Source organism: Sphingobacterium sp. UBA6320 (assembly GCF_002440335.1).
Lineage (GTDB): Bacteria > Bacteroidota > Bacteroidia > Sphingobacteriales > Sphingobacteriaceae > Sphingobacterium.
Map to the genome: position 1 here is coordinate 19,590 of NZ_DJTA01000023.1, position 13,324 is coordinate 32,913.

Sequence of the window (13,324 nt, forward strand, 5' to 3'; positions counted from 1 at the left end):
CATCCGACAATAAAAATCCTCCTTCATCGAGAGATGAGGAGGATTAAACCAAATATAATAGAAGGGGAGGGAATATTATTTTGTTAAGATATTATCAAAAGTGATAGCCATGTAGTATAAAGCTCCAAGTGTTGGACCACCTGCATATTGAATGTAATGATTATTCAGTATATTACTTCCGCCAAGTTTTATTGTTGATTTTGACATTTTGTAACTCACCTGAGCATCAATATTATGATATGCAGACACACGTGCATTGACAAGTGGACTTTCCCAATTAAACGCATCTTGCCATTTCCAGACGACATTAAATCCAAAGTTTGGCAGTATCTGTCTATTTCCAAACGAAAGGTTTGTCGCCCACTTTGGCGTATTAAATCCGGTAACAAAAAGATCAGAATCTTTATTTTTTGTGATGTCACTATAGTTGATATTCCCAGCTACTGTATAATTTCCGCTGAAATTGTACGTAATCCCTAAAGAACTACCGTAATTGTTATAACTATTTTTTGCATTCGTATAGACGCGGTAACGCGTTTGTTTGGATCTATTGCTAGCTAGCATATCCAATACAGATGCATCTGTGTTTATTTTATCGGTAGCAGGAACAGCAACTTCTACTTGTCCCAAAAATCCATTGTACACATTGCTATAGAGATCCCAATCTATTGCTAATTTATTTTGAAGAAGGACTGCTTTATAACCAATTTCAAAAGATTTAATACTTTCTGGCTCTGTCGCTTTCAGGTTTGTGACCGTCAGTAGGCCTCGGTTCTTGAGCGCTGCATCATTGGATGTTAATCCAGTTGCAACATCTTTATTGACTGCTGCATTAAATGCGTTGACAGACTGTAATGTGTACGAATTGTCTAAATATCCAAGACCCTCATTAATATAGGAAAGTCCTCCTACGCGACGTACATTCCCATTATTGACAAATGATAATGCTTCGAAGAGTGCGGGGAAGCGATATCCATTTTGGAATGATGCTCGAAGATTATGTTTTTCTTTTAGGGTATATACTGCTGCGATCCTAGGATTTATTTTAGCTGTGAATTCGGGATTATAATCGACGCGAAGTGATCCAAAAAGTTTTAATTTTTCATCTAATAATGATTTGGTGATCTGACCAAAGCCGCCAAATTTTTTATAATAAACCTGATCACCGAAAGAGCCATTCGCTAACGGTTGGCTACGTTCGGCAATTGGTCTTTTAAAGTCAACAAAGTTATTTCCATCTGGAATGACTTCGTAAATAGTTGCATCTCCACCGACAAGCAAATTGAAGATATTGATGTGCTTGCTTAAATCCCACTGAGCATTAGCATGATAAGTTCTACTCATTTGCTTCAGTTGAGCGCCACCAGTTGCCGTTCCAGTGGCAACTCCAGCGTTTAGATGATCCCAATTGTTGATTTGTGTAATGGTATTTTTTAAATCCGCAAAATCTTTTGTTCCTGGTTCTACACGGCCGTTGTCAGCAATTTTTCTCGCATTTTGTAGTGCCTCGGTCAGTGAAGTACCCGAATTTAATTGTGTCTGTAATGAGTTTTTAAACAAGTCACGCCATGCATTGTTCGAAAGATGTGTTAGATCGAGATTATCAGCCAATGGTTTGATGTTATAGGAGTCACCTGTATTTTCTGTAGAAATATAAGTTTTGATGGAGTAGTCATTTCCTTTCAATTCTAATTTATGATTTTGGACCTTCACATTGTCGAGTTGAATTTTGTTTCCCCGTTGAAATACACCATCCATTTGACCAAATCGATAACTGTATGATAATTCGGCATTTTCGTTTAAACGGTAATGTAGTGCAGCGTCAAATTTTAAATTTTCAACTGTAGGCTTTGAAAGATCTTCCTCTTTATAACCTGTACGTCTTACAATCAGAGATTGGTTTGCTTTACCATTAATGTTCAAACCAGAAAGGGTGACAGCATTATTATTTTCATCACCATAAATATTCCAGCCATCGTAGGCGGGATTATTACTTCCTGAAAGTTCTGGGAAGCTAGGATTTGCTGTGTTTAGTGTGTTTGGATTTTGATCCTGATAAGAATTAGAAAGCCAGTCAGTTCCTCTTAAGTAGCTAAGATTGACCTTAAATGCAAATTTATTATTGAAAGATTTAGCAAAACGGACGGCATTTTCGGTTAGATTACTCAATTCGCGGCCAGTACCACCGGTATGATTTAGTCCATTTTTCGAGTATACACTTAATCCTTCGTACAAAAACGGATTTTTTGTCAATAGATTAGCCATTCCATTAATGGCATTCATACCATATAGAGCAGAAGAAGCACCAGGAGTTATTTCAATACTCGCAATATCCAATTCAGTTGGGCCAATAGCATTTCCAAGAGGCACGCCTAGGGTAGCGGCTTGCATATCCACACCATCGGCGAGCTGCACAAACCTAAAGTTGTTGGGAATATTGAAACCTCTGGTATTAGGGATTTTGAAGGTAATACTTGATGTGGTCATTTGAACCCCTTTAACATTTTCAAGGGCATCGTAAAAACTAGGAGCTGGTGATTCTCGGATAGCTCTAATATCCAGTTTTTCAATCGATACAGGAGACTTTAAGATACTTTCCTGAGTTCTTGAAGCAGTAACAACTACTTCCTTGCCTAATATAGTTTGAGTAAGTAAGGACAGATTGAGATTTGATTGTGGTCCAGTGACTTCATAGGTTTTTGTTTCAAAACCAACACCTGATACTTTTAAAGTAAAAGGATATTTTGCTTTTGTATTCAATTTGAAATCACCCTGATTATTTGTAGAAGTACCATTAACGGTTCCTTGAATCGTAACGGTAATGCCGGGTAACGGTTCCTTCGTATTTTGATCAATGATATGCCCTGTCAATTCAATGATGTTAGAACCCTGAGCAAATGATTGGGTTGTTTTCGTAAGTCCAATTATGGCTACAACTGTAAAGGTTAGTAATGTTCTTTTCATATTTAATATTAAATCTATCGATTTGGTAGACAAATATATTTTTTTGTTTTCATATTATAGAATTTATTTTCAAATAATAGTCCTTTTATTTTTTTAATGAGCTGAAATAGAGGGTTTGTAATTTTGTTTTATTGTACTTCTATGACTTTTAAAGCAAGATTTTTGATCTGTTCATATAATAAATAATTTATCTTTTAGAACTGAAATTTTTGATTTCAACTGGACTAAAATAGAAGATAGTAGAACGGATAGGAGTATATTATTGTTATTATTTTATAAAAGTAAAATTCTGTTGTAAAAGATTGTTACTACCGAAATTTTACTTCTCATCGACCAGAAATAAAAATGTAGAATTTAGATTTCTTAGATGAATCATTATTATACACACCGGGTGAAGTAAAATTTTGTAATCTTTTTGTTTATCAACACTACTGCAATTTTTGTTTAGTACTAATTAATTTTTTGATTCTGAATCATTGTTACAATAATATTGTTACATAAGACTTAATTTAAGATGAAAAACAATCGTTTGCGTTAAGTAAAATATTATATTTTTTAAATTATTTTTTATAAAATGATTTGTCTTTTCTAAATTAGGTTTATACCATTTAAACATTAAATATGAAGAATAAATCATTTTACCTTTTATGTAGTTTGATACTACTAACCGTTTTTTCCTGTAAGGATATTACACAAGATTTAGCTAATAATGATGAATCCCTTTCTGTTGTAAACAAAAGCCAAACACTTGGTTTGACCAATGAGTGGCGCAATAATCCTTACAAATTAAATGTCATTTACTTTGTACCAAACGATGTGGATTCTATTCCAAATTTCAGAAAGCGTTTAAGTAAAATATTACTAGATGCCCAAAACATGTTTGCAGACAACATGGATCGTGAGGGATTTGGAAGAAAATCTTTTAGTTTAGACTTGATCAATGATTCTCTTATTCATGTTATTTACATTGCAGGTAACTCTGGTAAAGCTACTTATCCCTATGAAGGTGGATCTGGAGCTGTAAAGGCTGAAGTAGACGCATACTATGCCTTAAATCCTACGGCAAAAAAGAGTGAACATAACTTAATTATTATCCCAACTTATAATACAGATCCGGCAAATCCTGGGGGTCCTCCTTTTTACGGAACAGGAACCACCTGTTATGCTTTGGACTATGTCAATTTAGATGCGAAAAACTTAGGAATAGGGGGAGATATCGGATGGAAAGCAACAGTTTGGATAGGGGGAATGATTCATGAGTTGGGACATGGTTTAAATGCTAGTCATAATCGTATGAATAAAACGCTAGCACCTACATTGGGTACCGCTTTAATGGGAAGTGGTAACTCCACTTATGGACTTTCAACGACATCATTGACAAAAGCGACAGCTGCAACCTTTAACAATAGCCAAGTATTTAGTGCGGTGACACGTACAGATTGGTATCAATCCGCATCTGTCGATATTACTTCATTGTCATCATCTTACACCAACAATAGTATCGTTGTCTCAGGTAAATTTACAGCCACTAAACCTGTAAAAGATGTTGTTATCTGGCATGATAGAACTCCTTATGGGGGCAATCAAGACTACGATGCGGTACAATGGGCAGCAAAGGTTATTGGAGTTGATAGTTTTAGATTCGAATGTCCACTAGCTGATTTTTACGATTTAACTAACGAGTATCAATTGAGAATTGGCTTTATGCATGAAAATGGAAGCCGTTCGACTTACAGTTACCTATATAATTTTGTCAATAGTATACCTGATTTGTCCAAGGTTGTGGTTCACGATCTATTGCCTACTACAGGTTGGTCGATCATAGCTGCTGATAGTCAAGAAAATGGTGCTCCTGCAAGTAATGTTTTGGATAAAAATAGAAGTACGATATGGCATACTCCATGGTCTTCTGCACAAACGCCGCAGCCCCATTATTTTTCTGTTAATATGGGAGCAAATCGTTCTGTAAAAGGTCTTGCTTTTCGTAATCGTGATAATCTCAACGGCGCAATGAAAGATATCAATATCTATTCGAGTACGAATGGTACAACTTGGACATTAGTGAAAACGGCACAATTGATACAAGTATCGGGTAGCTGGATTAATGTTGATCTTCCTTCTGTATTGAGTACGCGCTATTTAAAGATTGAGTCAACGAGCTCTTGGGGAAATTTCTTTTACTCTCATTTAGCTGATTTCGGAGTTTATTCAAATTAGTATGAGCGACATAAAAAGGGAGAGGTTTTGATTATTTGATCAAGACCTCTCCCTTTTGTAATAATATGAAATGCTTATTTATACATTTCGGCACGTTGTGCTTGTACGACTTCACTATTGATATATTCATCATAGGTCATCAGTTTGTCGATGATACCTTTTGGAGTCAATTCAATGATACGATTAGCTACTGTTTCAGTTAATTCGTGGTCACGAGAAGTGAACAACATTGAACCTTTGAAATCTACCATACCGTTATTCAAAGCTGTGATGGACTCTAAATCCAAGTGATTGGTTGGCTCATCAAAGATTAAGAAATTTGCACCTTGTAGCATCATTCTTGAGAACATACAACGCATTTTCTCACCACCTGATAATACAGAACATTTTTTCAATACTTCTTCGCCCGAGAATAACATCTTACCTAGGAATCCACGTATGAATTGCTCATCGGCATCAGGATTTGTGGTATAATCTCTTAACCAATCGACAAGGTTTTCAGTCCTACCTTCAAAGAAAGGAGAATTATCCATTGGCATATCTGCCGGAGTAATGGTAATACCCCATTTAATATCTCCTTCGTAATCTTTATCGCGACCCGATATGATATCGTAAAAAGCTGAAGTAATTAATGAATTGGCTCCCAAAACCGCAATTTTATCACCTTTGTTGATCATGAAGGTAATATCTTTGAAGAAAACTTCACCATTTATGGTCTTACCCAATCCCTCTACTTGTAAGGTCTGATCTCCCGGCTCTCTGTTCATGGTATTGAACATGATAGCAGGATATTTACGATTAGAAGGTTTGATCTCGTCAATATTGATTTTATCTAAAGCTTTCTTACGAGAAGTCGCTTGTTTAGATTTAGATGCATTGGCTGAGAATCGACGGATAAATTCTTGTAATTCCTTTACTTTATCTTCAGTTTTCTTATTTTGATCAGTACGCTGTTTCAACGCTAACTGTGACGATTCGTACCAGAAAGAGTAGTTACCTGTATAGATCGTCATTTTACCAAAGTCAATATCCACTGTATGTGTACAGACTGCATCTAAGAAGTGACGATCGTGGGATACGACCAATACAATTGCTTCATAAGTAGCTAAGAAATCTTCCAGCCAAGCGATCGTGTTAATATCCAAGTCGTTGGTAGGCTCATCGAGAATCAAAATATCTGGTTTCCCAAATAAAGCTTGTGCTAATAAAACACGTACCTTTTGATTACCATCAATTTCTGAAACTAATTTATAGTGAAATTCTTCTTTAATACCTAAACTACTCAATAGTGTTGCCGCATTGGATTCCGCATTCCAGCCATCCATTTCTGCAAATAAACTTTCCAATTCACCTGCACGTTCGCCATCAGCATCCGAGAAATCTTCTTTCATATAGATAGCATCTTTCTCTTTCATGATTTTGTACAGTTCTTGGTTTCCCATCATAACCGTTTCCAATACCGTAAATTCGTCGAAAGCATAGTGATCTTGGCTTAAGACCGACATTCTATCGCCAGGTGTGAAAGCAACTGAACCCGTAGAAGGGTCAATATCACCAGAAACAATTTTTAAAAAAGTTGATTTTCCAGCTCCATTGGCACCGATAATACCGTAACAATTACCAGGTGTGAATTTTAAATTGACATCTTCGAATAGTATACGTTTACCATAACGAAGAGAAAGATTTGATACATTAATCATGCTGCAAAGATAAGGTTTATTTCTATAATTTTTATTACGTTTTTATGGGTATTACAAAGTAATGAGTTTGTCTATTATGTTATTATGAGGCTGATAACTGACTATTTTAAGTCATTATCCATGAGCTCATATTATTCTATTTTGTTCATATTGTATTTCGTTTTTGAGATGTGTAAAGGTCATCTGAATTTGAGATGAATGACATGATAAATAAGCCTGTAAATTTCAGGTAAAGATCTTCATCAGAACATGTTGTTGATTAGTCTTCACCTATCATGGATAACATAACTAAAATATTGTGATATTTATTTGAATGAATTATTAATTATTTTAACAATAATTAATTTCGTTTTATATCTTTGTGTTTTATTTTAAAAAGCATATTATGAAAAGAATTTTACTATTATCATTGTCAATTGTTACACTCACTTCTTGCGCGACTCTTTTTACAGGTACCAAACAGACAGTGACCATAAAAACATTTCCAGAGGGGGCTAAAGTCGAAGTTGATGGACTTGATAGAGGAATAACACCTGTAGCGGTTAGACTTAAGAAAGGTTTTAGTGGCCAAACAGTAACCTTAAAGAAAGAGGGATATGAATTTAAAATGTTTCAGCCAGAAACTACTTTTAATCCAGTTTCTGTTTTAAATTTTATTGGGATAATTGGTTGGGGTGTAGACGCTGCTACTGGTGCAATGATGAAATATGACCCTAAAGTTTACGAGATAACGTTGGATCCTCAAAAGTAAAGATCGTTGACACGATGACTACCCATATATACCCTGTTGTACGGATTTTATTTTTTATCCTTTGCGACAGGGTTATTTGTTTTAATATAGCTTTAAGCTAACATACTAACAGTTGTAAATCATTACTTGATACACTTTTTTTTAACTTTTATCCTACATGTACCATATTTTTGTAGGTTTTTGAATTGAATACAATCTGATCGCATCATGGTTCTTGTTAAATAATGTGAAAACTAGTTAGGAGTAGATAAGTAGACCATTAATTTGATTAAATTGCTCTTTAATTGATTGGAAAATTAGAAAAAGAAAAATATGAAATGTCCAAATTGTAACGAAACGCTATTGATGACAGAGCGTCATCAAGTTGAAATAGATTACTGCCCAATCTGTAGAGGCGTGTGGTTAGACAAGGGAGAGCTGGATAAGTTAATGTCATACGCTGCGGATCAAAATAAAGTTTCTGCCACTGGTTATGAAGATCGTCCTCTCCGCACACAGCAACATAGCGAAAGATCCGATTATAGAGAAAATTATCGTGGAGATCATCACGATACACAGCACAAACACCAACAATATCCTAAAAAGAAGAAATCCTTTCTTTCTGATTTCTTTGATTTTGATTAAGGTTTAAATGTTAAGCACGCTGCGGTACAACTGTTTCAGAGTCAAATATAAACACAATGTCGCAACGATGTCCAAAAAGTAGTATTGTTCAAATTGAACGATTTACACCTAATTAGTAATTATAAAATAAGGTTTGTTAAAATTCTATTGAATTTAACAAACCTTATTTTATTTATTATCGATTATAATGATCAACAAGTCACATATATAACTTTATTTATTTCTAATATTGAATTATATTTTCTTTAAAAGAATATATTACACATTCTCGTTTGTCTTAAATCGATCTAAAGCACTTGTATTTATTTAATTTTGTCTTTTATGCATAATATATTGGCAATTGTGAAGAAATTATTTATCGAAATAGTCTCTATGTTTGCAACGCAAAATTTTTATAGATACAAAAGTGATATTTATTACCAGAATGGTAAAGCGGATTTTAACAATTGGGTTGTTATCATTTGCTATCTCAGGTGCAAAGGCATCTGATACTTTAAGAACTTCTTTGGATGACATCATCAGTAAAGCATTACTGAATTCCAAGCAAATAGAGCAATCTCGTTTGCAAATTGAAGAACGCGATTTAGCTGTCAAACAGCAACGAATGGAGTTACTCCCTGAAATTTCATTACGAGGGTCTGCAAGTTATGCAACCAATATGCCGATATATGATCAAGGCATTTTTAATAAACCTAGTCAACACGATGTAATCCATTATTTATACGATACAGGAGTTGATTTTTATTTAAATCTATATAATGGACATAAAGATTTAATGAAAATTGAATCTCGAAGATTAGAAGAGCTGCTAGCTTCAATTGAATGGGCAAATGATAAAGCACGTATCAAATTAGATGTCTGTAACCTATTCTTAGCTCTGGAAAGATCTTATATGGATAAAAAACTTATTGAATCTGATATCGGGGATCAAAAGGCACAATTACAAGAAATTAATAATCTGTATCATTCAGGTGTGGTACTACATAGTGATGTATTGCGTATGGAGCTAGAACTTTCTAAGCGTGAACTCTTGCTCGTTCAAATTGCTCACGATATCCAAGCATTAAATCAGAAGTTAAAATTCATTATTGATGTTGACGCTGAGATTATTCCGATTCCTCACGATTTTAAGCTTACGGTCGAAAGTTACGATGATGCCTGGTCATTTGCTCAATACCACGCTTTTAGCCTTCAAAAGTCAGAACAAGAAATTAGGCTAAAACAACTTGCGATTAAACAGTCACAAGCAAATTACCTTCCTGAATTGTCCTTGATAGGAAATTTTACATTTGCGAACCCCCAGATCATGCTTTATCCCTACAATAATAGCTGGTACAATCTAGGAATTGTTGGGCTTAAATTAAAAATTCCAATTTCATCCATTTATCGCAATAAACATATCGTACAAGAGGCAAAGATTTCTTTGGAACGCGAGGAGGTAAGACATCACCTGGAACAGGAGCAGATCCAAAATCAATTACTGCAAGCACATTTAGATTACAAATTAGCTTGTGTGCAGCGTGATGTATGTATCAAAAATGTGGGTCTCGCTAAAGAGAATGCACGTATTATCAAAAATAGGTACTTCAAGTCATCTGCTTTGGTAACTGATTTGCTAGATGCAGATATGGAGTATCTCAAAACCCTGTTTGAACTAGAAACTGCTAAAATCGCCATACAAAAGCACTATTATTTTATTGAATTTTTAAAAGGTACTATTTAAATGAAACCTAAATCTCGTTGGTTATTGACCGATGCTAAGTTGACAACAGCTACCAATTGGATCGCTGTCTTTGTTTTGTGTGCGCTATTATTTTGGGGAGTACGTACTTTATGGATAAGACTCAATTATGCTTATACCAATGATGCTCAGGTAACACAATATATTAATCCCATTATTTCTAGAATAGGGGGCTATGTAGTCTCTGTACATTACCAAGACCATCAAATTGTAAAACGTGGCGATACTTTACTAATTATTGATAACCGCGAATATAAATATGAGGCAGATCAGGCGAATGCTTCGGTTTATAAGGAACATGCAGAAATGAATGTTTTGAGTAGTCAAAAACACATTTTGATGGAGGAGCATGAATCTTTGAAAAAATCTATTGCAGCCAACGAAGCCCGTGTCACTAAGCAGCAGTTGGAGTTTGATCGGTATGAATTTCTTTATGAAGAGAAATCTGCTACTGCACAGCAACTGGAGGCCGTAAAAGCGACTTTGGACGTTTATAAAAGTGAATTGGCAGCTTTGCAACATAAACTGCAAGCATCACAAGAGCGGGTGCATGATGTCGAAGTTCAGAAAACAGTAGTGAATGCCGAGAAAAATAGATTATCAGCTGCTGCTGGACGCAAACATTTGGATGTCGGATATACAATAGTCCGTGCTCCATATGACGGTATGATCGGTAAGCGAAGTATTGAAGAAGGACAAATGATTAGCTCAGGCGAAGTATTGGGTTTTATAGTAAACGCAGAAACACCGACATGGGTAACAGCAAATTTTAAGGAAACACAGTTGCGTTTTCTACATATTCATGATCAAGTAGAAGTCATCGCCGATGCTTACCCAGACCGAGTGTTTAAGGGTAAAATTATTTCAATATCTCCTGCAACTGGATCGTCATTCTCTTTACTACCACCAGATAATGCTACCGGCAATTTTGTAAAGATCGTACAGCGCATTCCTGTACGAATTGAATTAGATAAAAAACAAGGTGAACAAGTCTTACGATCGGGAATGAATGTCAATGTATCTATTGCTAAACATAAGAAATAGTGAAATCAATATTTAAGCAATGGGTTCCAGAATGGCTTATTAAATTAATTTTATTCAGCTGTTTAATGCCGAGTATGGTTTTATTCTTTTTACCAGGAGCCAATGTGGAGGTTACAGCGGGGTACTATGGTTCCCAACCCAGTGATGTACAATTTTTGATTATTCTGTTTTATGCCGGATTTGTTGGATTTTACATCTTAGAACGTCGGTTTTTTCTCTTTTTTCCTGTTAAGCAGTATTATATTATATTCAATCTATTGCAGATTTTGAATTGTTATTTGATGTATCGTATTACCGATATTACGTGGGTCTATGGCTTACGTTTTATCCAGGGCATGCTGTTTGCAAGTGCTGTTAATCTCTCCATATCGATGATATTTTCACGCTTAAACAGCGAGCGGGCTAAAGAAGTCAGTTATTCCATTTTTTTTGGAATGCTACTCTGTAGTTCCCCTTTTAACAGTTTTGTAACTGCAGAATTTATAGATTCATTTAATTTTGATGAATTATACCTCTATGCCGCTTTGGCTTTTTTACCAGGTCTGCTGTTGGTATTCATCTCAATGACCTCCATACGCCACGTAAAACCTTATCCTTTATTTTCATTGGATTGGCCAAGTTGTATCTTTTTCAGCGGTCTCATTATTGCTTTTGGTTACATGATGGTGTATGGTCAAGAAGTATATTGGTTCTGGGATGCGCACATGCAACTAGCACTAGGTATAGGAATCGCATTTTTAGTATGTTTTGTTCTGCGTCAAATGACATTAAAACGAGTCTATATCAAAATTTCTATTTTTTCGAATCGTCGATTTCTTCTAGGATTACTGATTCTCTATATGATGTACATAGAACGATTTTCCCTATCAGTATCCAATCAATATTTTCTACAGGTACTCAAGGTGGATCCGATCCATCTTTCGTATATGCAGTGGTTTAATATGTTGGGAATTATTATAGGAGTTTTATGTGCTATGTACTGGATCCTTGCACATCGATCTGTGAAATGGATCTGGATTCTTGGTTATTGCTTTTTGCTAACATTTCATCAGATCATGTTCTTTTCATTTGAAAGTAAAGGCAATGATTATTATTTCTGGATTCCCCTTTGTCTACATGGGATAGGCGTAGGACTAATCATGGTACCGACTATATTATTTACGATTGCAAGCGTTAAGCCTCATTTTGCCGTTTCGGCAGCAGCGATATGTCTGGCAGCGCGGTATTTCGGGTACACCTGTAGCATCGGCTTGCAAAATTTCTTCAAATTATTTGAAAGTAATCAGCATCAACAGATATTTCAAGACTATTTGCAACGAAACAATGTTATTTTACAATCATATTTTGATAAAGAAGCCACTAAACTACTGGAAAATGGTCTTCAATTTCGTGAACAGGCTACTGCGGTAAAGCTAGTAACGGAGCGTGTCAAGAATCAATCTTTCGTTCGTTATGCTATGGATTATTATGAATTGATGTCCTTCATAAGTATCTGTATATTAATTATCATTTTTTTATCTCCAACGTTAAAAAACATGTATAAAAAACTTAAACAAAATATAGTTTCACCAGCGTAATAAAAATGCATTCATACCTATGCTAAAGTATGAATGCGTTTTTAAATATTACATAAAATGATAAAGGAACACGACATCACCGACATAGGCAGGTTTCGCATGATCTTTGATCAATAATGTTGCTTCTATAATAACTTTGATGACACCTCTTAGGTTGTTAACCGATTTTACTTTTGCTTGTAACTGAACTTCACTATCAACTAATACGGCTTGACCAAATTTTAAATTTTCGATACCATAGTTAATTTCCATCTTCACATTTTTTACCTCGGCAATCTGTTTCCAGAGGTAAGGTATTAGTGAAAGTGTCAAATATCCATGAGCGATAGTCGATTTGAAAGGTCCTTCAGATTCTGCCCTTTCTTTATCGACATGGATCCATTGATGATCCAATGTTGCATCAGCAAAACTATTGATTTGTTTCTGATCGATCTTATGCCATTGCGATAATCCCAAGAGTTTACCCTCATAGGATTTATAGTCTTCGTAATTGTTTATTGTAACCATATAAATTTGATATGTTAGTTGAAAGTGACCACTCTTGCTACCTGAGACAGTTTTTTTATTTCAATATAGCGAATATATAATAAAATTAGATGATCCTTTAATGAAAAGGGTATAAAAATTAAATCTACTTTGTAACATGCTGCATTTGATCCTAGTGCGCAAGGACGATGGACGTCAGCTGATGCTGGTAATGCGATTA

Annotated in this window: 9 protein-coding genes; 6 read left to right on the top strand and 3 right to left on the bottom strand. The window is 35.1% G+C overall.

Annotated elements, in window-relative coordinates:
* Positions 1-75: 75 nt before the first annotated feature.
* Positions 76-2,964, bottom strand: coding sequence for a TonB-dependent receptor (locus B3P23_RS15445; protein WP_293927771.1), 2,889 nt, complete (start codon positions 2,962-2,964; stop codon positions 76-78).
* Positions 2,965-3,585: 621 nt separating this feature from the next.
* Between B3P23_RS15445 and B3P23_RS15450 the strand changes: the two genes are divergently transcribed.
* Positions 3,586-5,181 carry a discoidin domain-containing protein gene (locus tag B3P23_RS15450; RefSeq protein WP_293927774.1) on the top strand — a complete coding sequence of 532 codons (1,596 nt, stop codon included), beginning with the start codon at positions 3,586-3,588 and terminating at the stop codon, positions 5,179-5,181.
* 74 nt (positions 5,182-5,255) lie between these two features.
* Here B3P23_RS15450 and B3P23_RS15455 read toward each other — a convergent pair whose 3' ends face one another.
* On the bottom strand, positions 5,256-6,881 hold the full coding sequence (locus tag B3P23_RS15455; protein WP_045753903.1) for an ABC-F family ATP-binding cassette domain-containing protein: 1,626 nt from the start codon (positions 6,879-6,881) through the stop codon (positions 5,256-5,258).
* 385 nt (positions 6,882-7,266) lie between these two features.
* On the opposite strand from B3P23_RS15455, the gene B3P23_RS15460 reads away from it, so the two are divergent.
* The 5 genes from B3P23_RS15460 to B3P23_RS15480 all read left to right on the top strand — a co-directional run bounded on the left by B3P23_RS15460 (position 7,267) and on the right by B3P23_RS15480 (position 12,618).
* Entirely contained in the window at positions 7,267-7,632 is a 366-nt protein-coding gene (locus B3P23_RS15460; protein ID WP_045752340.1) for a PEGA domain-containing protein, read from the top strand.
* 312 nt (positions 7,633-7,944) lie between these two features.
* Entirely contained in the window at positions 7,945-8,256 is a 312-nt protein-coding gene (locus B3P23_RS15465) for a zf-TFIIB domain-containing protein (RefSeq protein ID WP_248754267.1), read from the top strand.
* Positions 8,257-8,680: 424 nt separating this feature from the next.
* Positions 8,681-9,979: a TolC family protein gene (locus B3P23_RS15470; RefSeq protein WP_248754266.1), complete on the top strand. Its 1,299-nt coding sequence runs from the start codon at positions 8,681-8,683 to the stop codon at positions 9,977-9,979.
* On the top strand, positions 9,980-11,041 hold the full coding sequence (locus B3P23_RS15475; protein ID WP_248754265.1) for an HlyD family secretion protein: 1,062 nt from the start codon (positions 9,980-9,982) through the stop codon (positions 11,039-11,041).
* The gene (locus B3P23_RS15480; protein ID WP_293927783.1) at positions 11,041-12,618 is read left to right on the top strand and encodes a hypothetical protein; all 1,578 of its coding nucleotides are present in this window, start codon (positions 11,041-11,043) and stop codon (positions 12,616-12,618) included. Before B3P23_RS15475 ends, B3P23_RS15480 begins: the two co-directional genes overlap by 1 nt.
* Positions 12,619-12,666: 48 nt before the next feature.
* Here the strand turns inward: B3P23_RS15480 and B3P23_RS15485 are convergent, their stop codons facing one another.
* Positions 12,667-13,125, bottom strand: a complete 459-nt coding sequence (locus B3P23_RS15485; RefSeq protein WP_045752336.1) for a MaoC family dehydratase — start codon at positions 13,123-13,125, stop codon at positions 12,667-12,669.
* Positions 13,126-13,324: the final 199 nt, after the last annotated feature.

Excerpts from the sequence above, each read along its gene's own strand:
- B3P23_RS15445 (WP_293927771.1), bottom strand. The coding sequence starts at position 2,964 with ATGAAAAGAACATTACTAACCTTTACAGTTGTAGCCATAATTGGACTT.
- B3P23_RS15455 (WP_045753903.1), bottom strand. The coding sequence starts at position 6,881 with ATGATTAATGTATCAAATCTTTCTCTTCGTTATGGTAAACGTATACTA.
- B3P23_RS15460 (WP_045752340.1), top strand. The coding sequence starts at position 7,267 with ATGAAAAGAATTTTACTATTATCATTGTCAATTGTTACACTCACTTCT.
- B3P23_RS15465 (WP_248754267.1), top strand. The coding sequence starts at position 7,945 with ATGAAATGTCCAAATTGTAACGAAACGCTATTGATGACAGAGCGTCAT.
- B3P23_RS15450 (WP_293927774.1), top strand. The coding sequence starts at position 3,586 with ATGAAGAATAAATCATTTTACCTTTTATGTAGTTTGATACTACTAACC.
- B3P23_RS15470 (WP_248754266.1), top strand. The coding sequence starts at position 8,681 with ATGGTAAAGCGGATTTTAACAATTGGGTTGTTATCATTTGCTATCTCA.
- B3P23_RS15485 (WP_045752336.1), bottom strand. The coding sequence starts at position 13,125 with ATGGTTACAATAAACAATTACGAAGACTATAAATCCTATGAGGGTAAA.
- B3P23_RS15475 (WP_248754265.1), top strand. The coding sequence starts at position 9,980 with ATGAAACCTAAATCTCGTTGGTTATTGACCGATGCTAAGTTGACAACA.